The 26970-nt window shown below is 52.1% G+C and carries 24 protein-coding genes and 1 pseudogene; 13 read left to right on the top strand and 12 right to left on the bottom strand.

Features of this window, described 5'->3' with window-relative positions; all coding sequences use genetic code 11:
* The first annotated feature begins 1 nt into the window (after position 1).
* On the top strand, positions 2–2455 hold the full coding sequence (locus SH302x_RS16900; RefSeq protein WP_479363574.1) for a hypothetical protein: 2454 nt from the start codon (positions 2–4) through the stop codon (positions 2453–2455).
* A 1222-nt stretch (positions 2456–3677) separates the two neighbouring features.
* Here SH302x_RS16900 and SH302x_RS16895 read toward each other — a convergent pair.
* Positions 3678–4103, bottom strand: coding sequence for a nucleotidyltransferase (locus SH302x_RS16895; protein WP_479363573.1), 426 nt, complete (start codon positions 4101–4103; stop codon positions 3678–3680).
* A gap of 264 nt (positions 4104–4367) precedes the next feature.
* Between SH302x_RS16895 and SH302x_RS16890 the strand changes: the two genes are divergently transcribed.
* Positions 4368–4700 (top strand): group II intron maturase-specific domain-containing protein, encoded by a 333-nt coding sequence (locus SH302x_RS16890; RefSeq protein ID WP_479363572.1) that lies wholly within the window; start codon positions 4368–4370, stop codon positions 4698–4700.
* A gap of 286 nt (positions 4701–4986) precedes the next feature.
* Here the strand turns inward: SH302x_RS16890 and SH302x_RS16885 are convergent, their stop codons facing one another.
* Together SH302x_RS16885 and SH302x_RS16880 are read right to left on the bottom strand one after the other, a co-directional pair.
* Positions 4987–5277, bottom strand: a complete 291-nt coding sequence (locus SH302x_RS16885) for a hypothetical protein (protein WP_479363571.1) — start codon at positions 5275–5277, stop codon at positions 4987–4989.
* Entirely contained in the window at positions 5274–5501 is a 228-nt protein-coding gene (locus SH302x_RS16880; RefSeq protein WP_479363570.1) for an addiction module protein, read from the bottom strand. Before SH302x_RS16880 ends, SH302x_RS16885 begins: the two co-directional genes overlap by 4 nt.
* A 401-nt stretch (positions 5502–5902) precedes the next feature.
* Here SH302x_RS16880 and SH302x_RS16875 point away from each other — a divergent pair, with 401 nt between their 5' ends.
* A complete protein-coding gene (locus SH302x_RS16875; protein WP_479363569.1) occupies positions 5903–6142 on the top strand; it encodes a hypothetical protein in 240 nt (79 codons plus the stop codon).
* A 1013-nt stretch (positions 6143–7155) separates the two neighbouring features.
* Here the strand turns inward: SH302x_RS16875 and SH302x_RS16870 are convergent.
* Positions 7156–7590, bottom strand: a complete 435-nt coding sequence (locus SH302x_RS16870; RefSeq protein ID WP_479363568.1) for a hypothetical protein — start codon at positions 7588–7590, stop codon at positions 7156–7158.
* Between the two features lie 629 nt (positions 7591–8219).
* On the opposite strand from SH302x_RS16870, the gene SH302x_RS16865 reads away from it, so the two are divergent.
* Together SH302x_RS16865 and SH302x_RS16860 are read left to right on the top strand one after the other, a co-directional pair.
* A complete protein-coding gene (locus tag SH302x_RS16865) occupies positions 8220–8456 on the top strand; it encodes a ribbon-helix-helix domain-containing protein (protein ID WP_479363567.1) in 237 nt (78 codons plus the stop codon).
* A 125-nt stretch (positions 8457–8581) separates the two neighbouring features.
* A pseudogene (locus SH302x_RS16860) lies at positions 8582–8737 on the top strand (type II toxin-antitoxin system RelE/ParE family toxin); the annotation flags it as partial.
* 63 nt (positions 8738–8800) lie between these two features.
* On the opposite strand, the gene SH302x_RS16855 reads toward SH302x_RS16860, so the two are convergent.
* The 3 genes from SH302x_RS16855 to SH302x_RS16845 all read right to left on the bottom strand — a co-directional run bounded on the left by SH302x_RS16855 (position 8801) and on the right by SH302x_RS16845 (position 12800).
* Positions 8801–9142 carry a hypothetical protein gene (locus tag SH302x_RS16855; protein WP_479363566.1) on the bottom strand — a complete coding sequence of 114 codons (342 nt, stop codon included), beginning with the start codon at positions 9140–9142 and terminating at the stop codon, positions 8801–8803.
* A gap of 159 nt (positions 9143–9301) precedes the next feature.
* Entirely contained in the window at positions 9302–11089 is a 1788-nt protein-coding gene (locus SH302x_RS16850; protein ID WP_479363565.1) for an outer membrane protein assembly factor BamB family protein, read from the bottom strand.
* Positions 11090–11432: 343 nt separating this feature from the next.
* Positions 11433–12800, bottom strand: coding sequence for a dihydroorotase (locus tag SH302x_RS16845; protein WP_479363564.1), 1368 nt, complete (start codon positions 12798–12800; stop codon positions 11433–11435).
* Between the two features lie 79 nt (positions 12801–12879).
* Between SH302x_RS16845 and SH302x_RS16840 the strand changes: the two genes are divergently transcribed.
* Positions 12880–14949 carry a hypothetical protein gene (locus SH302x_RS16840; RefSeq protein ID WP_479363563.1) on the top strand — a complete coding sequence of 690 codons (2070 nt, stop codon included), beginning with the start codon at positions 12880–12882 and terminating at the stop codon, positions 14947–14949.
* A 217-nt stretch (positions 14950–15166) separates the two neighbouring features.
* Here SH302x_RS16840 and SH302x_RS16835 read toward each other — a convergent pair whose 3' ends face one another.
* Both SH302x_RS16835 and trpE read right to left on the bottom strand, forming a co-directional pair.
* Positions 15167–15403, bottom strand: coding sequence for a hypothetical protein (locus tag SH302x_RS16835; protein WP_479363562.1), 237 nt, complete (start codon positions 15401–15403; stop codon positions 15167–15169).
* A complete protein-coding gene (trpE, locus tag SH302x_RS16830) occupies positions 15400–16896 on the bottom strand; it encodes an anthranilate synthase component I (RefSeq protein WP_479363561.1) in 1497 nt (498 codons plus the stop codon). The genes SH302x_RS16835 and trpE overlap by 4 nt, the downstream gene beginning before the upstream one ends.
* Positions 16897–17170: 274 nt before the next feature.
* On the opposite strand from trpE, the gene SH302x_RS16825 reads away from it, so the two are divergent.
* From SH302x_RS16825 to SH302x_RS16810, 4 genes are all read left to right on the top strand, one after another.
* Positions 17171–17710, top strand: a complete 540-nt coding sequence (locus SH302x_RS16825; protein ID WP_479363560.1) for a UvrB/UvrC motif-containing protein — start codon at positions 17171–17173, stop codon at positions 17708–17710.
* Between the two features lie 21 nt (positions 17711–17731).
* Positions 17732–18793, top strand: a complete 1062-nt coding sequence (locus SH302x_RS16820; protein WP_479363559.1) for a protein arginine kinase — start codon at positions 17732–17734, stop codon at positions 18791–18793.
* A gap of 725 nt (positions 18794–19518) precedes the next feature.
* The gene (locus tag SH302x_RS16815) at positions 19519–20964 is read left to right on the top strand and encodes a hypothetical protein (protein ID WP_479363558.1); all 1446 of its coding nucleotides are present in this window, start codon (positions 19519–19521) and stop codon (positions 20962–20964) included.
* Positions 20965–21276: 312 nt separating this feature from the next.
* Positions 21277–22248, top strand: coding sequence for a 3-keto-disaccharide hydrolase (locus SH302x_RS16810; protein ID WP_479363557.1), 972 nt, complete (start codon positions 21277–21279; stop codon positions 22246–22248).
* 352 nt (positions 22249–22600) lie between these two features.
* On the opposite strand, the gene SH302x_RS16805 is transcribed toward SH302x_RS16810, so the two are convergent.
* Positions 22601–22915, bottom strand: a complete 315-nt coding sequence (locus SH302x_RS16805) for an Hpt domain-containing protein (RefSeq protein WP_479363556.1) — start codon at positions 22913–22915, stop codon at positions 22601–22603.
* A gap of 240 nt (positions 22916–23155) precedes the next feature.
* Here SH302x_RS16805 and SH302x_RS16800 point away from each other — a divergent pair, with 240 nt between their 5' ends.
* Positions 23156–23839 (top strand): response regulator transcription factor, encoded by a 684-nt coding sequence (locus tag SH302x_RS16800; protein WP_479363555.1) that lies wholly within the window; start codon positions 23156–23158, stop codon positions 23837–23839.
* 132 nt (positions 23840–23971) lie between these two features.
* A complete protein-coding gene (locus SH302x_RS16795) occupies positions 23972–24178 on the top strand; it encodes a hypothetical protein (RefSeq protein WP_479363554.1) in 207 nt (68 codons plus the stop codon).
* On the opposite strand, the gene SH302x_RS16790 is transcribed toward SH302x_RS16795, so the two are convergent.
* On the bottom strand, positions 24173–24913 hold the full coding sequence (locus SH302x_RS16790; protein WP_479363553.1) for a dienelactone hydrolase family protein: 741 nt from the start codon (positions 24911–24913) through the stop codon (positions 24173–24175). The genes SH302x_RS16795 and SH302x_RS16790 overlap by 6 nt on opposite strands.
* 216 nt (positions 24914–25129) lie before the next feature.
* On the opposite strand from SH302x_RS16790, the gene SH302x_RS16785 reads away from it, so the two are divergent.
* A complete protein-coding gene (locus tag SH302x_RS16785) occupies positions 25130–25624 on the top strand; it encodes a hypothetical protein (RefSeq protein WP_479363552.1) in 495 nt (164 codons plus the stop codon).
* Between the two features lie 40 nt (positions 25625–25664).
* Here the strand turns inward: SH302x_RS16785 and SH302x_RS16780 are convergent, their stop codons facing one another.
* The gene (locus tag SH302x_RS16780) at positions 25665–26930 is read right to left on the bottom strand and encodes an efflux RND transporter periplasmic adaptor subunit (protein WP_479363551.1); all 1266 of its coding nucleotides are present in this window, start codon (positions 26928–26930) and stop codon (positions 25665–25667) included.
* Positions 26931–26970: the final 40 nt, after the last annotated feature.

Genomic DNA, 26970 nt, shown 5'->3' with positions numbered 1-26970 from the left:
GATGCGAAGACTACGATGGATTGTATCTGCACTGCTATCGGTAAGTGTTGTAGTTGCAGGCTTCCAATGGAGTACAACAACGCCGCAAGCACGTGCCGATGAGCCAGTCAAGAACTTGCTCAAGAACGGCAATCTTGATGAGGCCGACAAGGGGGATAATACCAAACCAGCATATTGGGTAGAAGATTCCCCGGTCGAGGGCGTCAACTGCTATTGGAAACAGCCAAGCGAAGCGTCGAAGGAATCCTATTTGCAAATTGAGAATCCTTTGTTTCACCGATTTAACTTCGCAACTTGGAGTCAGACGTTCGCGTATGATTACCAAGCGCCAGCGATTGCAATTTCAGCGAAAGTAAAGGCTTCGGAGGTCAATAGGGCAGTGATTGGCGTCAGATTTATTGGCGAGAACGGTAACTGGCTTGAGCACAAGTGGGTGGCTTACATTGGGCCGAAGAAAATTGGTGACGAGCCGCTTACACATGAGTGGAAAGAATATCGAGGTGTCGTCCGAATCCGACCAGAATGCAAAGAGATCCGTGTTAACCTGCACAGCTACGGTCCCGGTGTAGTTATGTTCGATGATATCGTCGCCACCTACGAAGAGGATCTATCCAAAGTAACCGATCCGCTTAATGGAACTGATTTTTTATCAAGCCAAAATTACTACGACCCGATCAACGATCTCAAAAAAGGTTTGGACCCACAGGTTCAGAATCGAGACGGCTTCCAGCCCATCGCTCCTTCGCAATCCTTTGAGAGTATTAGTTCTGCTCGCACCTACTTCGATGACCGGGAAAGAATCATTTTTGAAATTCAGTTGCCGCAGGCGTTGCAGCGGTACAAAACGCAGAACAGCTTTCGTAAAGGCCCCGCCACGCACGAAGAATATATGAGCATGATCGTACATGCTAATAATTTGCAATTACCAAAACTCCCCGATGGTATGCGGTATATTTACAAGCCTGAGACCGAAGAGCTTTGGGTTGAACCAGTCCCCCTAGGATTGAATACTAGCCAGGCTACTCAAAACAGCTATCCAGCGCAATTGTCCTCCGTCCCGCCATTCGATCCTGCTAATCCAGCGACAGTTCAAGCCTTAGAAGCAAACAAAAATCTGATCAAGAACGGCAATCTTGATGAGGCCGACGAGGGGGATAAGAGCAAACCAGCATATTGGGTAGAAGGCCCCTCAGGCAATGACGTCTGGTACTTTTGGAAAAAGTCTACCGAAGCTTCAAAGGAGTCCAATTTACAGATTGAAAATCCTTTGTTTCGACCTTTCGATGCCGCAACTTGGAATCAAACATTCCAGCATAATTCCAAGGAGCCAGCGATTGCGATTTCAGCAAAAGTAGAGGCATCCAAGCTCGGTTCCGAGCCGAATAGCGCAAGTATTGATGTTGTTTTTGTTGACGAGTACGATCGGTTGCTTGAGCGCAAACGCGTGATTCACATTTTACGTAACAACACCGGTGGCAAGCCGCTTGGGCATGGGTGGAAAGAGTATAGAGGTGTCGTCCAGATTCCGAACGGTTGCAAAAAGATCATGGTTAGTTTGCGAAGCTACGGCCCAGGCTTGGTTAAGTTCGATGACATCGTCGCGACGTATGAAAGCGACCTATCGAAAGTGAGAAATGAGATTGCTGCGAATTCGAACAAGGTTACAGATCCTTTTTACCAGTTGCCCTTGAAAAATCGAACCCCAGCCGAAGTCCCGCAACTCAATCCATCCGCATTGAATTCTCCCCAATTCACTTCGCCCACATTAGGTTATCCCGGTTTGCAGACTTCGAATCCCGCCATTCAAACGTATTCGGGTACTGTTCACGTTCCCGCAACCAACACATGGACGGGGCAAACGTCTTATGCGCCGCTATATCCTGCAACTCCAGCCGCGGCTCTAGATCAGGTCACAGTGCAACAAGTCCCAATAATGAAGAGTGGAGTTCGAGACGGCCGACAAGTTACCTCGGTAGAATATGGAGAAATTTATAGAACTTCGGACGGCAGAGCTTATGAGAGCATGGAATACGCAAAAGTACATGTTGAAACGCTCAAGCTGAGTGCTCAGTATCGCCAAGAGAAAGATAGTGAAGCGAAGGCGGCAATCCGTGCTTCATTGACTACGGCTGTTGCCAACGAATATGATTCCATGCGAGCTGCGCGTGAGCAAGAGGTCGCCGACCTACAAAAGCAATTGGAAGAGCTCAAAGCGAACTTGGCCAAGCGCGATGAAGTCAAGGACAAAATCATCGAGCGACGGGTTGAACAATTGCTAGGCGTCGATCCCCTGTATCAGTGGGACACGCAGCAAGCTCCCGCGGTATTGCCAGAATTATATCAAAATCCATCCGTAAATCCCTTTCCGGGGCAAGTCCTCCCCAACCCACCCGTTCGTCAACCATTCGTCCCGAACAACTTCCCGAACCAGCCAATTTCCGCCCCGAGAAATTGACTATCCGGCACTCTAAACTGAACCAATCCAGGTGCGCTAGCTGCAAAGGGGTTGGAAGAGGTTGAAAGTGAACCTGATGAATAGCATTGACCTGGACGAAACCCAGCCAAATCATAAGCACTTGGCAGTGTGGTCGATAGAGCTCTGCGCCGATCGTGGAAAGTTGTATCCACCGCAATCCAAAAGCTTATCTCAACACTTCCAACAGAACCATTTTCAGCACGCTGCAGAGCCAAAGAGCGTGCTGGCAACACGGTCAAGGGTTCGTCAACAACGAGTTGTTGAATTACGCCAAGGGTTGTCAAGCCAAACCTAGCTTGCTGTCCAAAGCAAAACCCAAGCGAAGCTGAATCGAATCTGCGGCCGCAACCATCCCGGGCTTCTTGAACAAAGGACTTGAGCATCGGCTCGAAGACTCGCGATGTCAAATCTTTATTGGTTAGCGGGGCACGCGTTCTTGCCCGGAGGATCGAGTGCCGTCGTCCGCGCTGCTGACGTGTCAGTCTCAGTCAGAGACCGTCTCCGACATCACACTACCGTACCACTGGTGACTTCAACATTCAGCAGGGACAAGAGTGCAAGCGACAGATTTTAGATACCACTGGCTTGTCCAGTGGAGTTTCATGTTTCTCGCTAATACGCTGGTACCACCTGTAACGCCCCCTCTTTGCTCGGCGGCTTTGCCGCCGAGCAAAGAGGGGAGGGACGGGGGCTGAGCGGTTATGTAGCGAGAAGCGTAACAATCCACCCGGCAAGCGGGAGGCATTCCAGAGCCATGACACTTGGCGCGTTCCTTCTGAGCTAACGTCAGCGGTAACCGAGTCGCCGCCAAGAGACTCGGATTTCAGGAAGCGGCCGATCCACCGCTTCGATCCAAATACGCCCGACAGGGGCGTGAGTTTGTGGGGTTCGGAACTCGCGTGAGTTCTCTGTCACCTGTGTTCAGATCAGATTTTCTTACGGGAATCAGTATACCAAATGAATCGCTCGTAAGAAACAGACATGAGGCGAAGGCAACTGCGACCAGCGGCGACTGGGCGTGGGAAGGAAGCCTGCAAAGCACTTTGACCAATGCTTATCTATCAAGACCCGGTTTGGTCAGACAATGGGATGTCTGGAAAAGGCTTGATCTTACGCGATGAAACGGCCCCAGTAGCGGCCTCGCATGCTAAGTGTTGTGAAAGGTGTCCAGGGCAACCAGGCCCCTATCTCGATCGGTTTGTCATCCGAGCAGACGTTTGATTATCGGTATGTCGGCAGCGTCCTTTTCTCGCCCAGTCGATTGTTTGTTCAATAGCAGATCTTTGAGTCCCAGGACAGCGACCGTTATTCCTTCGATTTCAACCGTCAGTTTATTCTCCCATGCTTCTTCAAAGTAAACCCCTGAAATCGTTGTCAGAATATCAATCCTTTGAGGAGGAACACCAATCTGAAAAACAATACCCGGTTTAGCAAAATCTTCTATTGATACTTGGTAAGTGGGAGCACCAAACGCGGTTAGAGCAGAAAACACACGTTTTGCGTTCTCCGAATCAGCACGGACCCAAAAGTCAATATCGCCAGTTGCGCGTGGGCAGCCATGAGCCGCCAATGCGTATGCACCAACGAGCAAAAACTCAACGCCCGCGTCGTTCAATGCGAGTAACATGTCTCTGAAATTCTCGTTTAGCATCGTTTCCTGGGACAAAAGCCCAACAATCTTGCGCAATTCTCCACATCATCAAAACCCGTTCCGCGGCGTCAGAACCCGCTGGAGCAAGCGTGCCATCTTCTTCATTCAGATCAAGCTTCCGGACAATCTCACGGTTATTTGGGCGATGGTTATTCATTCTTAAATTGTACCAACGTTCTGTGTTTAGGCCAGGACGTTCGAAGCTTTGAGTAAGGATCGGCCCAACGAGTCTTCGCTTCGGTGCAGCGATACTTAACTTGCAAGCTCAAGTTGGTGGTGAACCAAGACAAGAGTAGTGTACGCAAAACAGATGGATTGGAATTCCTCGGATACCAGTTCAGCGGTTACGGCGGACAGTTGCGAGTGAGCCCCAAGAATGTGATCAAATTCAAAGAGCGAATTCGAGAGTTAACACGTCGAACGTGGAGCGTATCGATGTCAGATCGCTTGAAATGGTTAGGTTACTATCTTCGGGGCTGGACCGGTTACTTCTGCTTGGTCCCAATCAAGAGTTTCTTTAGCGACCTGGATAAGTGGGTTCGCCGTCGCTTGCGGTCATGTTACTGGAAGTAGTGGCGGAAGCCGTCGGCACGCATCAGGAACTTGATGCAAATGGGATTAGAACGAAACGACGCGGTTCCATTCGGCTCTAGCTTGCGAGGCGCCTGGATCATGTCTGGCTGTCAAAGTCTGCAAAGCACTTTGACTAACGCCTACCTATCAACAACCAGCTTGGTAAGTCTATTAGATGTCTGGAAAAGGCTTGCTCTTAAAAAATGAAACGGCCCCAGTAGCGGACCCGCATGCTAGATGTTGTGACAGGAGTACCAGGTAACCGGGCCCTATCTCGATCGCTTGGTTACCCGCGACTCTTTAGTGCAGAGGCGCTTCGTCCATTCACCAAAACGCCAACCACGATGATCTCGAAATCAAATAGTTCATAATAAATCACAGCAGTAAACCGAGGCATTCGGATAGGGCGATATCCAGTCTCGTCAATCGCGTGATGCAGAGAAACCCCTGGCAAACTAAGAACAGTAGAAAAAAACTGGTCCACAAACTCATCCCCCAGGCCAGCCCTCTTTCCGTCGTACCAGTCTCGAGCCGTTCGCAGATCAAGATAGACCTCGTCGACAAGACGTACATTCATTTGGCTCGATCTGCCTCCAGCCGGCCACGAAGTTCATCAATCGTCATACCGCTCTCTGGATTCTCACGATACTTTGCCATTCTACGATCAAGTTCCGCCTTCATTTCGGGGCGTGGCGCCGGATAAGCGTCTTCGGGTAAAGAATCCCAAATTGCCTGAGCAATCCGAAGTCGGTCGGATGGTGGCAGCGAAGCCGCGTCAGATATCACTTGTTCGGCGGTCATTGAGTGTTCCTAGTGGTTAAAGTAACGCTTTAAGTATAGCACGGTCGCCAGCGGGAGCCAGTCAAACAGTGGTTAATGCGGGAAGACAGGTTTGACCGGTTTCACGCGGTTAAAGTCAGCGCTGGCCGAGTGCGAGAAGTTCACTCTAAGCAAGTCAATGACGAGCATTCGAGCATTTCGATCCAAGTACGCCCAACATGGGCGTGAGTTTGTGGGGTGCGGAACTCGCGAGAGTTCTCTGTACCCTGTGTTTAGTTCCGATATTCTTACAGGAGTCAGTATACCAAATGAATAGCTCGCAAGAAACAGACACGAGGCGAAGGCAACTGCGACCCGCGGCGACCGGGCGTGGGAAGGAAGCCTGCGAGTGCGTTGGTTAGAAGAGATTGATGGTGCGCCCAATGAATGGCATTGAACTGGACAAAACCCAGCCAAATCAAACTCACTTGGCAGTGTGGTCGCTAGAGTTCTGCGCTGATGTTGGAAAGTTGTATTCACCGCGATCCAAAAGCGTATCTCAACACTTCCAACAGAACCATTATCAGCTTGGCGAAGCGGCAATGAGCACCGAGGGAATACGATCCAAGGTTCATGTTCTACGAGTTGAAGAACTAAGCCACGGTTTGTCAACCCAAACCTAGCTTGCTGACCAAAGCAAAACCCAAGCGAAGCTGAATCGAATCTGCGGCCGCAACCATCCCGGGCTTCTTGAACAAAGGACTTGAGCATCGGCTACGTTCGTGCCTCACTCCGCGATGTCAAATCCTTATAGCTTAGCGGGGCACGCGTTCTTGCCCGGAGGATCGAGTGCCGTCGTCCGCGCTGCTGACGTGTTAGTCTCAGTCAGAGACCGTCTCCGACATCACACTACCGTACCACAGGTGACTTCAACATTCAGCAGGGACGAGAGTGCAAGCGACAACAGACATTAGATACCACTGGCTTGTCCAGTGGAGTTTCATGTTTCTCGCTAATACGCTGGTACCACCTGTAACGCCCCCCTCTTTGCTCGGCGGCTTTGCCGCCGAGCAAAGAGGGGAGGGAAGGGGGCTGAGCGGTTATGTAGCGAGAAGCGTAACAATCCACCCGGCAAGCGGGAGGCATTCCAGAGCCATGACGCTTGTCGCGTTCCTTCTAGCGCTAACGTCAGCGGTAACCGAGTCGCCGCCAAGAGACTCGGATTTCAGGAAGCGGCCGATCCACCGCTTCGATCCAAGTACGTCCAACAGGGGCGTGAGTTTGTGGGGGCCGGAACTCGCGTGAGTTCTCTGTCCCCTGTGTTCAGATCAGATTTTCTTACGTGAATCAGTATACCAAATGAATAGCTCGTAAGAAACAGACACGAGGCGAAGGCAACTGCGACCAGCGGCGACTGGGCGTGGGAAGGAAGCCTGCAAAGCACTTTGACCGACGCGTATCTATCAACAACCGGCTTGGTCAGTCGATGTAGATGTCGGGAACAGGCTTGATCTTACGCGATGAAACGGCCCCAGTCGCGGACTTGCATGTCCGATGGTGTGACAGGTGTTCCAGGTAACCGGGCCCCTATCTCGATTGCATTGTTCGTCCCCGTCCTTTGTTGTCGATGTATGCCGTGTTTGTTCCGCCAGAAAGTAGTACGAATCTTAGGAATCATTAGAATCCATGATGATTCCTAGATTTGTTTCACACGCTTTATGAAAGATTCACTGCATGGCACCAGGAAAAGACTCCCTGTCGAATACATTGAAAAGCCATAACCCATAATAGCGGAGCCAGCGATAAAATTGATTGGATTCAAGGTCAAAAGAAACCCGAAGCCTACTAAAATCAAGAAAACGGCTGCAATTCGACTCGTTTGCTTGATGCGGTAGCCATCTCGCAGCAAAGAACGACGAATATTGGCGTTCGCAAGGATGTTGTCCGCGTTCTGACGCGAAATGCCGATTTCCTCGCAATAGCGGTCAAAGGTACTTGGATGAACACGGTCTAAAAGTAACTTGCGTATATGCTGACGTTCGTTGATCGTTAATTCGCGTCGCAACTCGGAAGGTTGGTCGTCCGGGACTTTCGTTGAATGAACGAGTGGAGCGTAAGGGTTAGTTTCCATTTGTCTCTATGTGGTCGAAAGTTACGCATCAGCGGGCCGGCGCGAGATACGTTGATTTCAAAACCGATCCGACCGCCGGCTCCATAGCATGTACGTCTAACATGGGCGTGAGTTTGTGGGGGCCGGAACTCGCGTGAGTTCTCTGTCCCCTGTGTTCAGATCAGATTTTCTTACGGGAATCAGTATACCAAATGAATAGCTCGTAAGAAACAGACATGAGGCGAAGGCAACTGCGGAAGGGTAACCTGCCGTGAGAAGAAGCCTGCAAAGCACTTTGACTAACGCCTACCTATCAACAACCAGCTTGGTAAGTCTATTAGATGTCTGGAAAAGGCTTGCTCTTAAAAAATGAAACGGCCCCAGTAGCGGACCCGCATGCTAGATGTTGTGACAGGAGTACCAGGTAACCGGGCCCTATCTCGATCGTTTGGTTCAATTTAAGCTGCATCGACTCTCTAGCGTCAACCAACCCGGGCCTCTTGAATAAATGATTTAAGCGTCGGCTCGAAGACTCGCGCTGTCAAATCCTTTTTGGTTATCCGAATCCGGCCCATCAGTGCGGCAAGCCCGTTTGCGGTGGCAAAAGTGTTGATTGAAAGATACAATTTCTGAAAGAAGGAGAAAAAGCCATGCAGATTAGCGTTCCACCCGAGTTTGAGTCATTTGTAACTTCTCTTGTCGCAAGTCGTCGTTTTCTGAGTGAAAATGATGTCCTGTCTGAGAGCCTGAGGCTGTTGCAGGCCCGAGAACTATTGGTATCTGAGGTGCAGATGGGTTTTGATCAAATTGATGAAGGCAACATCGTTGACGGCTCGTCATTTTTTTCGGAACTGAGTAGTTCGCTGCAATCTCGAATCAAGGACTAATGAATCTAACGTACGTTCTATCGGAAATAGCGAGCCAAGATATTGCAGGTATCACGAATTACATTGCGGACAGAAACCCATCTGCGGCTATCAAGATGCTTGGAGAGTGAAAGGCCGCCTGTCAAACATTGGCCGAGAATCCGGAGTTGGGTGAAGTCAGGACAGGATTTGGCGTGCCCGGCTGTCGTTCGTTTACGGTTGGAAGATACGTTATTTTCTTCAGGCCGAGTTTTAATGGTATCGATGTAGCACGAATCCTACATGCTAGTCGAGACCTCTAAGAATCGCGAGGTCCAATCCTTATTGGTTCTGCCATGATTCGTAGGCGTTTATCTGTCCTTCACTCACTCGTGGTCGCTTTCAATTACGCTGCGATAAGGGAGTTTGACGGTGAATCCGAATATCCATAGATAGTAATCGGATTTGGTAATAAACACGTCAGGCTTGCCTGGTGGACGCCGCATTTCAAGGATTGGAAATTCTACCAGAAGTGGCGCAACGTATCTGGCATTCACGGTGTTGCCACCATTCTCGCGTGTCAATCGCTCCGATACGTCTCGAACTCCTGTCGTATGAGTATAAGTTCCAATCGCAAAGTACATAGCAATCAAAACCGGGATTGAGAGCAATGTTCGGAGCCGGAATTGCCAAAACCGGCTTTTGGGCTTGTGAATCGCATCGGTCATTTGTGACTCCGTTCGCACGAGAAGTTAAATTCCTATGGCAGAACAAGTATCATTCAGACATCTGCACATTGCTCCACACGCGGACCTTCGCGCGAAACGTGAAAACTCGAAGTCAGGCAATTAGTCAACGGTCGCGAACATCCAGCGGCAAATCGTTCTCTATTCAGCCAACTGCAATTCCCAGCAAGCTAGCTCGTCGGCCGTGCGAGCGAACAATTTGTTGCCAACGACGACGGGATGGTTCCAGCTTTTACTGGTCATCGATGTAAGCTTGCCAAGCTCTTTGTTGCCGCTGGGACTCGCATCCAATAATACCACTTCGCCCGTCTCGCTTTGAATAATTAAGGCATCGCTGTCAGGTAGCAACAGCACTTGGCCTTTACCGTATCGACCGCCCTTCCAAGCCTTCTCGCCATCCTTCAAATTGATACAAGCAAATATTCCATCGTCAAACCCATAGACGTAGCCTTCATGGACAACGCAGTCATTGAAGTCGGGTTTGAGTTTACGCGATGTCCACAACTCAGTCCCTTCCAGTTTGCCTTCTCGCTCGACTACTTCAATCAACCGCGTGCCGGAGCCCATACCTGTTGGGATCAAGATCTTGCTGCCTTCGATGACCTGCGGCTGCAAAGACCGATACCCCTGATGCTTCCATTCATACTTCAACGCGACGCTGCCATCGGATGGCTCATACAAGTGCAGCCCTTCGTCGGTAAGTAGCGCGAGATACTCGCGATCCAATACGGTCAGCCTTTGAACAGAACCGTACGTTTCTTGGCCGCACGGTGCTGACCATCGCTCAGTACCATCTGCGGTATCGAATGCAATAATGCCTTTGCCGTTGCCGCCAGCGTAGACAACCACCACATCATTATGTACCAAAGGCGAAGCAGAGAAGCCCCACATGGGCGGCGTCCGCTGGGCGACCTCGCGCAAGTCGACTTGCCATACCAGTTTGCCAGTGGCCGCGTCCAAGCGTTGCAGCCATCCCTCGGCACCCATCGTGTAGATCGCTTCGCCAGCGAGTGCTGGCGTGCTCCTGGGCCCCAAGCCGCCTAGTGCATCAAAGAAACGCGACTGCGTCTCCGAGCTCCAGACCTCCGCGCCATCGGTCGCTCGGTAACAGACCACTGCTTCGTTTTCACCGCGTTGCTCTTGAGTGAACAGGTAATCGCCAGCGACAGCGATCGACGACCAAGCTGCTCCCACTTGGATCTTCCAAACTTGCTTAGGCGGATTCGCTTTCCAATCTTTATTGATCACAAGCCCTGGCACGCTGCTGCTAAACTGCGGGCCTCGGAAGTTGGGCCACTGCGCACTGGCAAGCGCGGCGGTAATATCCGTGCTGTCAACGTCTACCACTTGGGATTCGAGGGCCGCCTTCTGTTCGGCTAGCTTTTCGTCCGCCGATTTGCTCCAACGCCAATCCAAACCGACAGCAAAATTTCCCCACATCCCATCTGACTTGAATAGCGTGGATGTGAAGAAGCCGAGAAAGGCAAAACCGACCGCAATCCAGGTTCGACGCGCGGCTAGTACATTCCGAAGTGCAATCAATGCGATTCCAAACGCGGCGACTCCCATCGGAACCGTCATGACCATAAATGCGACACCATACATGCTGGGATCGAGCATAAATACAGTGACCACTAAACCAATGGTCAGCAGAACAAATCCAGCGACACGTTCAAACCAGCGAGCTCGGCTGAAAGTTAACCACCAGATCAGAATGGCCAAGGCGCAAAGCACAGGGCCAAAGCCAGCAATCATCCAAATGGTGCTAGGTCCGTCGGAAACTAGCTTGGGGATATTCTTTGTCAGTACCATGCCGCCCAGGAATAGTACCACCGGCCAAATCCGCAAGCTGTACCATTTGGAAGTTGGACTTTGTTCCATAATTTGTTCGGGCATTTGCAAGTTCCAGGTCGCAAGAAGAGTTGTCATTGGAAGAGTAAGTTAGCAGCGGTGGTACAATCATACGCGGTTGCGATTTGGGCCGCTATGCAGGTTTAATCAGATTGATTGCTCGTTTGCTCCCAGGCTTTGGGTTTATCCAAGGCTAGTCAGTTTTTCCGTCTGCGCGATTAGCCGGAATGCGTTAGCATCGGTTCTCTTGGAAACCGTGAGCTAACGTTCAACGGCTGATTGACTTGGATTAAAAAATGACTTGCCCTGGGGTTTTATTGTCGTCGATCGCTCCGCGATCGAATCGGACTCCATAGGTGAATGAGCTTTGAAGTTATGCGGCAAAGCATAGATTTGTGTACGGCACAGCGGAGTGTGCCAGCTACTCTGGGCCGATGCCGTCCAGCGTTGACCAGTAGCCGCCGCGACCGTGATCGTAACGCAGTTGTCTGCCGCGATGCTGGGTGTCAACTTGACCTACAGCCTGGTCGGGCTCAAGTCGAAACACCGACTCGCCCAGTACAAGCGTCTGCACTGGCCAACCTCGCAGCTCGACTCCGTTCCAGGGCGACCACTTCGATTTGGTAAACTGCTCTGCATCGCGGATGACTCGCTTCCGCTGAGGATCAACCAGTACCAAATCCGCATCGTAGCCGACTTCGATACGCCCTTTGCCCACCAATCCCCAGATGCGAGCCGGCGCGTCGCAGCACAAACTGGCTAACTGCGACCAAGATAAGTTTTGTCGTTCCGCCGAATCCAGCATCAGTGCAAAATAGTTCTCAACCGCAGGCAGTCCGCTGGGCGATTTCGGATATGCTGCCGCTTTCTCTTCCAGCGTGTGCGGTGCATGGTCCGTCGCGATCACTTGGATGACTCCATCACGAATCGCTTGCCATAACGCGGGTGGATTGTTAGCGGATTTCACCGATGGATTCATTTGAATCTTCGTTCCCAATCGATCGTAGTCGTCGGTGCTAAAAAACAAGTGATGGGGGCAGACTTCGGCCGTGAACCAAGGTCGCGTCGCGGCAATGATTGGCAACTCAATCGCCGTGCTAACATGCAGGACGTGAAAGCGATGGCGGTGACGCGTTGCCAAATCGGCGACTCGCTTGGTTGCGAGAATCGCTGCGGTTTCGTCGCGAATTTTAGAATGATCCGACACGCTGCGAATTTCGCCAAGCGTCTTGCGATTCAAGTTGATCGTGGCTTCGTCTTCGCAGTGAGCGCAGATCGGCAATGTGGTCTCGGCAAAGATTCGCTCCAGCGCGGTTTGCTCATCGACCAGCAGATCGCCAGTGCTGGAGCCTATGAAGATCTTGATGCCGGGGACGTCTGTGGCTTGTTTTAGTTCGTCGATGTTCTGGCAAGTTGCACCGATATAAAAACCGTAGTTGACCACCGACTTCTGGCTGGCCAGTTGATACTTATGCCGTATCTCGGTCATGCTGGTTGCATTGGGAATCGTATTGGGCATTTCCAAGAATGAAGTCACGCCGCCAGCGGCACATGCGGCGGATGCGGTGGCCAAGTCTTCTTTGTGCGTCAGGCCGGGTTCGCGAAAGTGCACTTGGTCGTCGACTAAGCCTGGAAATAACACCAGACCGCGAGCTTCGATGACTTTATCGGCCGCGGCGTTGGGACTTGCGTCGACGGCCGCTATTTTGCCCCCTTCAATCAGTACGTTCGTTTCGACACAACCACTCGGCAAAACGACTTGGCCGCCGCGAATAAGAGTCCGTTTCATATTGGTCATCTATAAGTACAATGGAGTTCTGAACGACGTCTGGGCCAAGGGAGGCCGATTCTCTGAAAGTGTATAGACTATGGTTTCCACAAAGTTCGACAACTCTAGCCCACTGGGAAAGCGACCAGAAATCAGCGGTTTTGCGCGAGTCATCGCGGTCTTTCCTTGGGTTGCGCTGATCGTCGGACTACTTTCGATCTTTTGGCATAATCGCCTGACCACTCCCGGCGGTCAATGGGCTCAAAATGCTGTCAGCGGTGCATCGATCTGGCTGGGCGTCATCTATGGCTTTAGTATCTTGCTGACGCTGTGGTTACTCTTTCGGCTGGTGATTTCGCAGCGGCGGATTTCGGACGTGTGGGTGTTTTGCTTGGGCATGATGCCTGCCGTGCTGTGTTTGTGGGGGCTGGTCGAAGGCCGATACATGGCGGGCTCCATGGACGCGTACTTTCCCAAGACCATCGTACAGCGTTGGATCGCCGTAAATCAGTTGGCTCATAATCGTTTGTTTGGCGGCTCGCTGTGGCAACCGATCGCCCAGGGGACATCGATACGCCTCGTCGGCTTAGATAGTTCTGCCGTCGAAACGCCGATGGTTCAAGAGCTGGATGACTTTGTGACGCAGATTCGCAAAGTGACCAATAGTCCGGCGACCAACTCCGTGATCATTCAAACCAAGCCGCTCGCCAATGGCTTGACGACCAGTTCGGCGAACTGGGCAATTTTGCATGATTCGATCGCCAGCGACAATGTGCCCGAAAGTGTTTGGCGACAAAGTGCATTGGCAACCTTGCTTAATGATTTGCCCAGCCGCGTAAATCCACCAAGCCTATTGATCCGTGGCTACCTTGAGTACTTCAGTCGCCCTACGGAAGAAGTCATGGACGATTACTATGCGGCTCGCAGCAAGCTAGACTTTGTCGCTCAGCCACGCGATCTGACACAGCCCGACTTCTATGGCATCGATAGCAACGAACACCGCGTGGTTGGTGGCGCTTTGGCGACTTACTTGATCGAACACATTCGTACGCAAGACTATTATCACTTGTGCAATGTTGAAAGTGCCGAAGCGTTTGAGCAAGCGGTGGCCGACAAGCTGGGCAAACCTTGGTCTGAAGTTAGCGATGATTTTGAAAACTGGCTGTCCGTTCAAGCAACCGCATATGGTTGGGATGCCAGTACCATTTTTGGTCCCAAGCTACCGGTAGATGATCTGACGCGTAGCCAACGCTTAGCGAGTGTGATGGAGCAAGTCAAAAAGGTTCGGCCAAGCGATCCGCAGCAAGCTAGCGTCTGGGAAGATCTGCTCACGCGTGCTCAACTCCATTTCCAGCGGCGATTGGCAGCCGACCTTCCGATGGCTATCGATTCGGTCGGCAAGTCGATTGGCAACAGCTCGATGGGCGCTGCGCCCGACTGGCGTTTGCGGGCGATGAAAACCGACGAAGGACGCTGGTATTCGGCCAGCGACCCAAGTGGTGAGTTAGCATTGATTATCATCCCCAACGCGGCGTATCGGGCTGAACGAGCGGCGACGGCCATGTCGCGAAACACACGCAGCATCTCATCGGATGTCGAACGACGCCAAGCGACCATCAAGGTAGATGCAGCGATGCGTCAATGGCTACTGAACGGTGATTTTTTTAGCTTGATGGAAGAGCAGCTTCCAACGCACGATCAGTGGCTGCTGGCAGAGATCAGTGCTGGGGGTGACGATTCGGAGTGGTCGATCGCTTTGATTGCCCAGGATTCGAAAGAGCCAAAAACGCTGAAGATTGTTTTAGCTCCTGCGCTGAACTTCCGCGTCACCAAGGTCTCCATAGAGCAAAACAACATCGTGCAAAGCGCGACGCGAAAAGTGATTCCCTTCCAAGATGACTTTGTGATCGAATCGGAGAGGATCGTGAAGTCTGGTGCTAGCCAGTCGAGCTCTCAGCCTAGCAGCCTGATGACTTATCAGGTGATGAATGCGCAGCAGATGGGTTCATTTCGTGAAGAGCTGGCTTATATGAAAGTCAAGAGTAAGCCTGCCGCGACGTCAAAGATCGAATCGCCGCAGCCCATCTCCGCAAGAATTGCAGTGGTGTTTTACATGGCTTTTGCGGCCGTGATGACGATGGTGGGAATGGGTGTTAAGTCACAACGCTAAGCTGCTTTGCGCAGTTCCGGCAACAGCACAGCGACCTTGTTACCGGCCTACGGGGGGGGGCGCGTACGCCTGCGGCTGACGGTTAAACGAAGCTGCTCTGCGACATGATCTAGAAATTTTGCGTCTAAATGATGCTCCCTCCCCGGTCGCTCGTGGTACTCGCGGCCGACCCTCCCACAGGAGGGTGAAGAAGGCGACGGCATACGGAGTGTGCCTGCTACGAGGACGACTCGTCATTTCGGCTGCTGGCCCACAGCGTGGCATACATCAGCGCAGCAAAAGCGACAAACGAAATCAGATATCCACTTTCGTTGCGACTGCCAACTAGAAAATACAGAATCATGCCCGCAAAACCAGCGATCGCACACAGCAGAATCGACCATGGCCCCGAACTGCCAACTGCCGCAACTTCCTCCGTCTCGTTAAATTCGTGAGTCTCCTGATCTTCGCTCATGATAGCCGATCCATCGTCGCTTCAATCGCTCGTACCATCGCTTTGGACTTATTGACCGTCTCTTGGTACTCCATTTCCGGTACGCTATCGGCCACGATCCCGGCTCCCGCTTGGATGTAAATCTTATCCTTGCAGAAGACCATGGTACGTAACGCAATACAAGTGTCCGTGTTGCCGCGATAATCAAAGTAACCTACGGCGCCGGCGTAAGGTCCACGTTTGGTCGGCTCAATTTCATCGATGATTTCCATCGCGCGGATCTTGGGAGCTCCGCTGACCGTCCCAGCCGGCAAGGTCGCTTTGAAAGCATCCATGTACGTCTTGTTCGCGGCCAATTCGCCTTGCACGGTTGATGAGATATGCATGACGTGCGAATAGTGTTCGATCGACATCACATCCAGCAGTTCCACGCTACCTAGTTTCGCGATTCGGCCAACGTCATTGCGACCTAGGTCCACTAACATCACATGCTCCGCACGCTCTTTGGGGTCACACAACAACTCCTGAGCCAGCAGGCGGTCTTCCGCTTCGTCTTCACCACGTTTGCGCGTGCCTGCCAGCGGACGCACGGTGACGCGGCCATCTTTTACGCGGCACATGACTTCCGGAGATGCGCCCACTAACGTGACATGTTTGGTGCGCAGGAAAAACATGAAAGGACTCGGATTGATCACTCGCAGCGAGCGGTACACTTCGAAAGGGTCGAGTTTCGCGTCGACTTCGAATCGTTGCGAGATCACCACTTGAAAGATATCGCCTGCTCGGATGTACTCCGTGCACTGCTGGACCGCATCGCAGAACTGATCTTGCGTGAAATTCGATTCCACTTGAACGGCCGTCTTGCTTTGAAAACTGATATCTTGAGGCTGCAGATTCTGCGCTGGCATCGAAAGCTTTGCGACGACTGCGGCGATCTCGTCGCTAGCGAATTGGTATGCTGCTTGGTGCGTTTCGAATTGATCAATGCAAGCCAAGTGGACCACGAACATGGTCTTGTTGACGTTGTCAAAAATCACGATGGTGCGGTAGAACCCGAAGTCCAGATCTGGTAATTGTCGATCGTCTTGGGGAACATTGGGCAATCTTTCGACGTATCGAATGACATCGTAAGCAGCATAACCGATCGCACCACCCAGAAATGGGGGCAAGCCGGGGACTTCCGCCACCGACTGCTCGCCGATGCGTTGTCGCAGCACTTCCAGTGGATCCTCGTGTTCGAAATCTTCGGTGGAACCGTCGGCAATTTCTTCTTCGATTTGCTGGCCCCAGGCCCGTAGGTTGCCAGTGGGGGCGACGGCGATGAACGAGTAGCGTCCGACGGTATCGCCGCCGACGACGCTTTCAAATAGACAAGCGGCGGTAATGCCGTCGTCCAGCAATTTAAAGGCACTGACGGGCGTCAGGACATCTGACAGCAGTTGTCGGTAGACGGGTACAAAGTCGTGCTGGGCAGCTAAGTCGGAAAAGCGGTCGAAATTGGGAGCGGTCTTCATAGAATTGAACTGAGGCATATAATCATGGACAATTTGCGAAAAGATGCCTAACTTTAAGCTCGACGCCTTTGCTACATAGTATTGAAGTCGCCGCGAAAGCGGGAAGCCCCCTTTAGAATGTTGCTCTTGGGTGCTACTTTGTTCGCAGAAGATTAGGCGGAATATAAGGCAACGGATTGTTTGTGCAAAGCTGCAACGCGTAAGTTGCGATCGCTTTCCTGGCTCACCGGTTGCGTCAAACCCTGAAAAAAGCTTAGCCGAACGAACTCATGCGATGAAATGTCAACATTGCGATAAACCTGCAACATTCCATATTACGGAGCTTACTGAGCCCGATGGACCCGTTGCGCTGCACCTGTGCGAGGATCATGCGCGAGTCTATTTGGCACAAGGCAGCGAAGAAACGCCTGCAACGGCTCTGGCGAACATGCTGGCCCAGCAACTAAAAATTGAGCAGTCGGCAGAAAAAATTGCCGAATCTGAGCAGAAAACTTGTCCAGTTTGCGGTATCACATTCGCTCAGTTTCGCAACGCAGGCCGCTTGGGCTGTGCGTACGACTACGTCTGCTTCAGCGATGAACTGGAGCCGCTGTTGATCAATATCCATGGCGCGGTCACGCATCGCGGCAAGCGTCCTGCGCGTTCGGCTGTGACACAAGACCATCGTCAAGAGTTGATACAACTGCGACGCGAAATGAAAGAGGCCATCGATCGCGAGGATTATGAAGCGGCCGGCCGTCTGCGTGACCAAATCAAAACACTAGAAAACAACGAATCGTCGGACCATCCCGAGGCGGAAACTGGCGAGACCTAACAAGTGCGGATTGCTTGATCTGTGAATTTAAACGAATTAGCTCAACAATGTGGTATTTGGCTGGCTGGCAGTGGTCCGGAATCGGACATTGTCATTAGCAGTCGTATTCGGTTGGCCCGGAATTTTTCGGACTACCCATTTATTCGTAAATGCACGCCGAAGGACCAGGAAACACTGCTCAAAGAGTTTCGGCGTAAACTGAAGAGCTTCAAATTGCCTGGCAAACCAGAGTTCATTGACGTCGAGGCGTTGGAGGAAATCGATCGCCAGTTCTTGATGGAGCGGCAGATCATCAGTCGCGAATTAAGCGAAACGTCTGGCGCTCGCGGTGTGCTGATCGATTCCAAAGAGCAGTTCAGCGTGATGGTCAACGAGGAGGATCATCTGCGAATTCAGATTATGCAAAGCGGATTGGATCTGAAGACCGCTTGGAAGAAGATCAACGCCATCGACGACGCGATCGAAGCCAAGATGAATATCGCCTTTAGCGACACGCTTGGCTTTCTGACCGCTTGTCCAACCAACGTTGGAACGGGATTGAGAGTTTCCGTTATGTTGCATTTGCCAGCGCTGGTGTTGACCAAGCAGATGGACAAGGTCTTTCGATCGTTCCAGCGGATCAATGTTGCGGTGCGGGGACTGTTCGGCGAAGGGTCGCAGTTCATGGGGGACTTTTACCAAGTCAGCAACCAAATCACCCTGGGCCGATCGGAAGAGGAATTGATTCAGCAAGTTCGAGAGATTATTCCTGTGATGATCGATTACGAGCGTAAAGCGCGAGATTTTTTGATGAACGAAAAAAATCGCGATTTGCATGACGACGTGTCCAGAGCCTTAGGCATTCTGTGCACAGCTCGCAAGATCAGCAGCGAAGAGACAATGAACTATCTCTCAAAGGTCCGGATGGGCGTGAATTTGAAGCTGATACAAGACGTTGATATCGAGACGGTCAATAAATTGTTCATCCATACGCAACCGGCACATTTACAAAAGATTAGTGGTCGCAATCTATCCAGTTCGGAACGCAATGTCGTCCGCGCGGATTATCTGCAGCAGCACTTGGTCAAGAAACCGCCTCTGTAGGCCGGTAACAAGGTTGCTGTGCTGTTGCCGGAACTGCGCCAAGCCCTTCACGCAAGATCCGATCGAGTTAGTGACGTCGACGATTTTCCAGCGACCGATGTTCCGGCCTGCATCTTTCACCCTCCCGTGGGAGGGTCGGCTGCGAGTTCCGCGAGCGACCGGGGAGGGCAGTCCTGTAGGCCGGTAACAAGGTTGCTGTGCTGTTGCCGGAACTGCGCAAAGCCCTTCACGCAAGATCCGATCGAGTTAGTGACGTCGACGAGTTTCCAGCGACCGATGTTCCGGCACTGGCGTTGGCTTTGCTGGTTACCGGCCTACGTCTGACGCTCGGCTGCGAGTTCCGCGAGCGACCGGGGAGGGGACACAGCGAATTTCCATGAACGCCCATTTGCGGACTCCCGAACGTGTCGGAATCGCGCTAGCATTGTTTTTGTTGAGATATTCCGGACAATCGAAAGTTTCTTCTATGTTAGTGGTGCCTTTATTGAGTTTAACGAAAGGTTTAAAGATTTCCTTCCGATTCTGAAAAAGTCTCGACGGCTATGGATAGCGTGCGAGACAAAACGTTGGCGGCTGCAAGGGGGCAAGGCTAGCGAGAACCATCGCACATGGAGTCGTGAGATGGTCTGACGGAAACTTGGGAATCACTCACTTGGTTTTGCAATGAGGCAAGGCCATATCATGCTGGCTATGGATAGCCCGCGAAAGCTAAGGGTAGGGATGCGATGGTTAACAAGCACGGACGTGTAAAATTCGTTGCGGCGTTGATGGCGATCAGTTTTGGGGCTGCTTCCGAGTCATCGCTGCTTTGTGGCCAGGAAGTCCAACAAGTTGGCTGCGAATGCCGCGTGGTAGCCGACTGCCAATGCGGGAGTTGGACATGCGTGAATTGCCAGGGCCGCAGCGGTTGTTGCGAGGATGGGCAGGGAGTGCCTATGCCGCCATCGAGCCAAGGGATGGGACTTGCCCCCGGTGCTAGCCAATCTGCCCCCACCTATGGTTCACCTTCCGATTTAGCGCAGCCAGAGATCAATCTGAACAATGGAATGTTCGGCGATGTCCCCGGTGCAGAAGCGCTCAGCCCGCGGGCGGCAGGACCTTCGCAAGACCTGAACAGTCTGCTGGCCATGAGCAGTTCGGCCGGCGCGAACTTCGGCGGGTCCAATCGCAGCTCCATGCTCGGTGCCGAAACGCCGGAGTTCATGGGGGATTTCCTCGGACCTGAAGCGGTCAATGTCTACGACTATTATGGCTATGAGTATCCACGCTCGGTCATGGTAACACCCGGTGGACGACTAGGACGTCAGAAGCTGATCGAGAACAACTCGCCGATCCCGCAAGATCGCGTCTTTTTTAACTACAGCCGATTTGGTGGAGTGCCCTTCACTACCGATGGCGTCGACGTCGATCGATTCACGCCAGGCTTTGAAAAGACGTTTCTAGGCGGCTTGGCATCGGTCGAACTGCGGACTCCGTTCGGCTCCAGTGTCAGCAACACTTCGGACCTTTCGGGATTGCCGACCAACACCAGCGAGACACAGTTCGGTAACATGTTCGTGGGTGTCAAAGGCATTCTATTGGGACGCGACCGCTGGGTATTAACCGGAGGCGTATCCGTGATGGCTCCAACCGCCGAGGATTCGACATTGGTTGATGGAAGCGGGCGGACCATCGGTAGAATCGATAACGGGTCAGTGCATCTGATGCCCTTTATCGGCGGTGCCATCAGTCACAGCAGCCGGCATTTCTCGCAGTGGATGGTGCAAGTCGATATTGATGCAACCGGCAACAATGTTTACGCCGATCAGGGACAAGGCATTTTGGTACGAGAAGGTACACTGCAACAGCAGAACCTGATCTACATCGATTTGAATACTGGCTACTGGTTGTTCCGCGCTCCGAACTCGCAACGTTACGGCTTGACCGGTATCGCTTGGTTAAACGAGTTGCACATCAATCGATCGCTCAGTTCCGGCGATACTTTTGGGACATCGGTGGGGCAAGTTTCCGCTGGCGTTGGTACGTTCGACAACATCAACGTATTGACCGGCTTTACGGTTGAAATGAATCGAGCGTCACGGTTTGGAGTCGGCTATGCGTTGCCGTTGGGCAATGGAGCAGACAGTCCATTTTCCAATGAGCTGCGTTTGACGTTTAACCGATATTTCTAGTGTCTTGTTGCCGATGGATTTAGGGTTGAGTTGAAAAGTATAACGGGCTTCCAGTCCGCCGCCGCACTGCTCACCACGGACTAGAAGTCCATCGTAGAATGGTACAACGGACTTCCAGTCCGTTGATTACGGCTGACGACGGACAGGATGTCCGTCGTACGTTAAAGATTCGCTTTGGCAAAACGGTAGGTCGAAAACCGAAGAATCTTTGGAACAAGACTTTGGGCAGGTCGCCGATGGCCTGCATTTCAGCTAACATAGGGAGGTCTCCGTTGCACCTCCCTATTTCCCGCCTTAGCTGAGTTCGCTTCCATGGTCTTTGGTCAATCACTTCGCATCGTTCCATTGTTCTTCATCGTGCTCTTGGCCAGCGAGTGTAGCATGTTGCTTGGCCAGCAATCCGATCGAAAGGCAATCGAAGGATTTCTTGGCCGTTGGAATGTGACCTTGCAAAGCGGTGCGGATGCCCAACCAGCGTGGTTCGAGTTTCGCAGGTCGGGCTATCGGACCGTGGTGGGCAGCTATGTCGGTCCCTCGGGCAGTTCCCGCCCAATCTCCAAAGTAGAAATTCAAGAGGGAACGTTCCGATTCAGTGTGCCTCCGCAATGGGAAGAACGTGCAACAGACCTACGCTTTGAAGGACGCTTGGAAGAAGGCAAGCTGCAAGGGACAACAAACCAAGCCGACGGTAGCGAGTTGGCTTGGCAAGCGAGTCGCGCTCCGGAATTGTTGCCGACGGAGCCGATCGTTTGGGGTGACGCAATCGACTTGTTCAACGGTCAAGATCTCTCGGGCTGGACGACACAGTTTGCTAAGCGCAAGAATGGTTGGCAAGTTCGTGAGGGCGTGCTGGTGAATGCCGAACCGGGCAATAATTTGGTCAGCGAGCAACGTTTCAGCAACTTTCAGTTGTTGGCCGAGTTTCGATATCCCAAGGGCAGCAACAGTGGGATTTATTTGCGAGGGCGGTACGAAGTGCAAATCATCGATACGCCAGATCAGCAGCCTGACGACCACAACATGGGCAGCGTCTACGGCTTTCTGACTCCATCGGTAAACGCCAGTGCCGCCGCGGGGCAGTGGCAAACCATGCATGTGACATTGAATGGCCGTCAAGTATCGATCGAACTGAATGGCCAGCGCATTATTGATCGTCAATCGATACCTGGCATCACAGGCGGAGCGATCGATAGCGACGAAGGGGCGCCCGGTCCGATCATGATTCAAGGAGATCATGGCGCGGTCGAATTTCGCAAGCTGCAAGTCATACCTGCCAGGGAGTAAAACAAACTGAATAAGTGGCAATGGAATCGTCGATCAGCCTTCGGAGCTCTTTCGAACTCAGGAAGCTGCCATCGGACTACTTGCACACCTTTTCAGACGGCGGGGATCAACGATTCGGTATATTTCGCATTGTCCAGCAGTGAGAGTCGCGGCAATTGAGTCTCACTAGCGAGGAAGAGTAAATGCGTTAGAGAGCAAAAGTTAGTGCTTTGTCATCGCCAATTCTTGGGGTGCGACGGACTTCCAGTCCGTCGATACGGCTTGGCCCCGACGGCCTGGAAGCCCGTCGTATCAGTGAACTCGCCCCGAATTTCCAGCTACGAAAAGGCACGCAGCCAGTTAGAAAGAAAGCCTAGACGCGTGCCAAGCTGATGGAGTGCAAAAGATGGTCGATCTGGGTCTGCAGCGACTTGATGGTGGCTCCTGTTTTCAAGCGTTCTTCAATTGCAGCCGCTTGCAGCGATAGATCGTTAAATCCGTATCCTCCGCAAGCGCCCCGCAACTGATGGATGGCTCGTTGTAATTCCTTGACATTGCCCGCAGCGCGGTAGCGTTCCAGCGCTGCACGCCTAGCCGGCAAAGCGGCCACGAATTCGGCGACTAAGTCCGTGAAATCCGGATCGCTGGACAATGTCGAATGAATAAAGGAATCACTTTGCTCGGACATATCGAAAACCTTCTATTCGAAGTACCGTATTTCAAAAACTGCGTTCGGTATAGCGCATAAAAACTTGACTAATAATCCAACATTCGGTTTACTGTATGCATCATCTGCTGACGACGAATTGTATTGGACACATGAAATCGCCATAGTCGTTGAAATCGTGTCCAAGACATTATCGTTTTTAAGCTCCCGCCTCGGTCGCTTCAAATCCCACCACCGACCAATTAGCCAACAAGCATCAGCGTGATATTATTCACAGCCATCACTCCGCTTGAACAAACGCCCCCGATCGCGGACCAGATATTGGACCCGTTGGTTAAGGACTTGGCACGCGTCTATCTCGTCGACGACGATCCTGACATGCTAGATAGTCTAGCTTACGTCATAACCAAAGCTGGTTTTCAATGCCGAAGTTTCCCTAGCCCAAGGGAATTTCTTGACAGTATTTTGGACGACGGGCCTGGATGTTTGATTCTGGATCTTGCCATGCCTTCCATGTCGGGCATTGAGTTGCTGCGAGTCCTGAGGGCCAACGGCTTCAACAAACCAGTGCTGATGCTGACCGCGCGCGGATCGGTGGCCAGCGCGGTGGAAGCGATGAAGTTGGGCGTGGTCGATTTTGTCGAAAAGCCGATCGCGCATGAAATTCTGATCGATCTAGTCACGCGCATGGTCCAGCTTGACGACCAGCGGAATTCTGGCAATCTTGAGCTGGAGAACTTCAAAACAAAGTTTGAAAGTCTCACTCAGCGCGAGCGTGAAATCGTCAGTATGATTGCCGCTGGCATGCCCACAAAACAGATCGCTGGTCGATTGAATTTGAGCGTCAAGACCATCGAAGTGCACCGCAGTCATATCTCCAAAAAGCTGGGCGCGAAATCGCTGGCTCATCTCATCCTGATGCTCGCAAAAGCGAATATTCGCTAAAAGTCGGCTGGCACTGGGATCGGCATGGTCCTGGTACCCGAGTTGCTCTCGCCAAAAGCCGGTGTTTCCAACGAATCATCGTACGGAAATCGGTCAGCTCATTCTGGTCGAAATTTGCAAAGAGGTACCGCAGTGACATTCTGGTTTCTTGCATGTCCATACTGCAATTCTGAAATTGGAAACGCTGTTGCCAATAAGCTTTTTTCCAACGCGTTTCTGCAGGATGGAATCCGCTTGAGCTTGGCACCGATCGCCATCCTGCTGCTACTGATCGGCACAATCACGATTCGTTCCGCCCCGGGAATTCAAATGTCGACGTCCGGCGGTGGAGAACTATAGAAACGCCGAGTGCAGGTGCTCAAGTACTAAGGCATGTACCAGACCGGCAATGCTGGGGTCGTAGCGGTGCCCTTCATCTCTTAAGAAAGCGTGTTCGCCGTTGAATTCGTGCCAAGTGAAACAGACTTCGGCAGCATGCATCGCTTGATAGATTAACTGTCGCCCTTCGACTGGAATGTGCGGGTCTTGCCTTCCCCAAACCATCATCATTTTCGCTTTCAGTTCGTGCATCCGATCGAGTGTGTCGTCATTCATTCCCGCTCCTAAACTGCGTTTGTGAATGTCCGTTGCATACAAGCAAACGCCAGCTTGCATCGCTGGTTGCATGGCAGCACGAAACGCAAGATGGCCTCCCAGACAAATCCCCATGGTTGCCAAGCGACCATCGCATCCTTCAAGGCCTCGCAGATACTCTGTCAAAGCTTTTGCGTCCGCGTCAAACGCAGCGATCGATTTGGTCACCTTCAGCAAGTTGCCTCGATCCGTTCCCACTTTGTCGTAAGCGAACGCTTCACCAGGTTCGGCATATTCGTGATAGACTTCCGGAACGGCCACCAGATAGCCATGGCCAGCCAACCATGCTGCGGTCCGCGCAATAGGCCCCGTCATTTGGTAGATTTCGGAGTACAAGACGACAGTCGGCAATTCGGCGGCCGTCGCAGCTCGGAACAGATGTGTTCGCATCAGTCCGGTGGAAGTTGGAATGTCAATCGAAGTGGTCGGGGCAAGTCGCATGTTAGTGTCCTGAACGGGGCTGCGGGAACGCCTTCATCGTAAGCGCCGATTGAATCTATGCAACATGCTGCGTTGACGTGCGATCAAAAACTACTATCGTGAGCCGAATCGCCAGCGGTATTTTGCTCAGCAGGATTCGGGCAGGCCGGTATCGCGGCCGTTTCGCTTTTGCCCGAACCGATTAGAGCCAGTCCGGTATTTTCGCTAATAGCAATCATGAATTTTTTCGATCTAGCCCAATTCCTCGCCAACGTGGTCACTTTCTTTGGTTTGCCGCTGGCGATCTACACGTTCGTCTTGGAGCAACGAAAGGAACGGGACAATGAAGACGAAGAAATCTACCAATTGCTATCCGATGCCTATACCGATTTTTTGAAGCTGGTCTTACAACATTCGGATCTCAAACTGCGGACTCAAACTTCAACGCCTGGCCTGACCGATGAGCAACGGGAACGAACGCAGGTATTATTTGAGATTCTGATTTCCCTGTTTGAACGCGCGTTCCTGACCGCTTACGAAGATACCATGACGATCCAGCAAAAACGGCGCTGGCACAGTTGGGATGACTTTATGCGAGAATGGTGTCGTCGCGATGATTTCTTCGCTGCTTTGCCTCAACTGCTGCATGGAGAAGATGAAAACTTCGCTCGCTACATCCAACGCATTGCAGCGGAGGAACGTGCCGCAATGGAAACTTTGAAAACAGCCTAAAGCTGTTCTGTCGATTCGCAGCTACTCATCGGCAAGACGCTTAGTTGGTTTGCGAAGTGGTGCTGATCGTCGATGCGGCTTTCACCGCACTAGCCTTTGCATTCAGCGTGGGAATGATCTCCACCGTCGCGCCATCTGGTGCATAAACAAGTTGCGTCGTAGAAAGTAGCTTGCCTTCCTTCAACGTTTCATCGCGAACGATGACATGTTGTTCGTCAGACCAAATAGGCCGAATCGTTTTGCCGTGCAACGTCAGCTTCTCACGATCGACCAAGTAAACCTTATCAAGCTGCCGCACGGCCAATCGAGGCAGTGCAATTACATCCTGCAATACCTTGCCTTGAATTGTGCCAACAACAGGTTGCCCGATTCGCAGCGGCGCGTGATCCGACATTCGCCCAAACGGATCATAGACTCGCGCAATCGCAAACAGTTCCAAGGAATTGACATCCAGTGCACCCTCGGTGCGCACAATTTTTGCTGTCCAGTATTCTTCCGATCCAGCGTCAATGGCATCGTACAACGTGACTTCCACCGATGGTTCCGATTCGGAATCGGGTAGTTTAAGATAATGCAAATCTCGAGTCGCGATCGGCAAACGAATCTCAGCGTAATCGATCGAGTACACGACGCCCAACGGCGTGCCCGCTGAAACATTTTGCCCGATCCCGACGACTTCGCTACGCACGCGGCCGTTGAAAGGAGCTCGGATCTTGGTACGTTCTAAATCTCGCGCTGCTCGTTCAATCTCGGCCGATGCGGAACCTAATTCTGCGGCCGCTTGTTTCATGGTTGCCGACGATTGCAACACGTCGACTTCCGCGACATGCTTGGTGCGAAACAACTCTTCTAAACGAAGATGATTTTGCTGAGCGAGCTCTAAAGCCGCCTCTGCGCTCAGCTTGCGAGCCTCTGCCACTGCCAATGCGGTCTGATAGTCGCGAGGGTCAATTTCAACGAGGATATCGCCTTCAGAAAAATACGCTCCGGACTCAAAAGCGGGCGTGATCTTTGTGATCAAGCCCGTCACCTGTGCACTCAAGGTCACTTCGTTGTGCGGCTGAACAATCCCCTGCGTCTTGATCACAATCGGATAGTCGCTGACATGCATCTCGGTCACATTGGTCCGAATCACCTCCGGCACGGGAGGTGCTACGGGTTCGGCTTCCAATCCGGTAGCAAGTTTTCCATATGCCCAAACGCCGCCTCCCAACAAGGCAATGGGTACGGCGGCTCGCACAAAATGACTACCGAGGGCGAAACATGCTGCGATAGAGGAACGCTTCACTGCTGAAGTTGGTTTCATTGTTTGCTTGTTGGGTTAAGAGCTACGCCAATCAAAAACA

The sequence above is a fragment of the Njordella calcicola genome (assembly GCF_056494125.1).
The sequence above is the reverse complement of the archived record's forward strand: the minus strand, read 5'-3'. Positions and strand labels throughout refer to the sequence as shown.

Excerpts from the sequence above, each read along its gene's own strand:
- SH302x_RS16900 (WP_479363574.1), top strand. The coding sequence starts at position 2 with ATGCGAAGACTACGATGGATTGTATCTGCACTGCTATCGGTAAGTGTT.
- SH302x_RS16895 (WP_479363573.1), bottom strand. The coding sequence starts at position 4,103 with ATGTTACTCGCATTGAACGACGCGGGCGTTGAGTTTTTGCTCGTTGGT.
- SH302x_RS16885 (WP_479363571.1), bottom strand. The coding sequence starts at position 5,277 with ATGAATGTACGTCTTGTCGACGAGGTCTATCTTGATCTGCGAACGGCT.
- SH302x_RS16880 (WP_479363570.1), bottom strand. The coding sequence starts at position 5,501 with ATGACCGCCGAACAAGTGATATCTGACGCGGCTTCGCTGCCACCATCC.
- SH302x_RS16875 (WP_479363569.1), top strand. The coding sequence starts at position 5,903 with ATGAATGGCATTGAACTGGACAAAACCCAGCCAAATCAAACTCACTTG.
- SH302x_RS16870 (WP_479363568.1), bottom strand. The coding sequence starts at position 7,590 with ATGGAAACTAACCCTTACGCTCCACTCGTTCATTCAACGAAAGTCCCG.
- SH302x_RS16865 (WP_479363567.1), top strand. The coding sequence starts at position 8,220 with ATGCAGATTAGCGTTCCACCCGAGTTTGAGTCATTTGTAACTTCTCTT.
- SH302x_RS16855 (WP_479363566.1), bottom strand. The coding sequence starts at position 9,142 with ATGACCGATGCGATTCACAAGCCCAAAAGCCGGTTTTGGCAATTCCGG.
- SH302x_RS16850 (WP_479363565.1), bottom strand. The coding sequence starts at position 11,089 with ATGACAACTCTTCTTGCGACCTGGAACTTGCAAATGCCCGAACAAATT.
- SH302x_RS16845 (WP_479363564.1), bottom strand. The coding sequence starts at position 12,800 with ATGAAACGGACTCTTATTCGCGGCGGCCAAGTCGTTTTGCCGAGTGGT.
- SH302x_RS16840 (WP_479363563.1), top strand. The coding sequence starts at position 12,880 with ATGGTTTCCACAAAGTTCGACAACTCTAGCCCACTGGGAAAGCGACCA.
- SH302x_RS16835 (WP_479363562.1), bottom strand. The coding sequence starts at position 15,403 with ATGAGCGAAGATCAGGAGACTCACGAATTTAACGAGACGGAGGAAGTT.
- trpE (WP_479363561.1), bottom strand. The coding sequence starts at position 16,896 with ATGAAGACCGCTCCCAATTTCGACCGCTTTTCCGACTTAGCTGCCCAG.
- SH302x_RS16825 (WP_479363560.1), top strand. The coding sequence starts at position 17,171 with ATGAAATGTCAACATTGCGATAAACCTGCAACATTCCATATTACGGAG.
- SH302x_RS16815 (WP_479363558.1), top strand. The coding sequence starts at position 19,519 with ATGGTTAACAAGCACGGACGTGTAAAATTCGTTGCGGCGTTGATGGCG.
- SH302x_RS16810 (WP_479363557.1), top strand. The coding sequence starts at position 21,277 with ATGGTCTTTGGTCAATCACTTCGCATCGTTCCATTGTTCTTCATCGTG.
- SH302x_RS16805 (WP_479363556.1), bottom strand. The coding sequence starts at position 22,915 with ATGTCCGAGCAAAGTGATTCCTTTATTCATTCGACATTGTCCAGCGAT.
- SH302x_RS16790 (WP_479363553.1), bottom strand. The coding sequence starts at position 24,913 with ATGCGACTTGCCCCGACCACTTCGATTGACATTCCAACTTCCACCGGA.
- SH302x_RS16785 (WP_479363552.1), top strand. The coding sequence starts at position 25,130 with ATGAATTTTTTCGATCTAGCCCAATTCCTCGCCAACGTGGTCACTTTC.
- SH302x_RS16780 (WP_479363551.1), bottom strand. The coding sequence starts at position 26,930 with ATGAAACCAACTTCAGCAGTGAAGCGTTCCTCTATCGCAGCATGTTTC.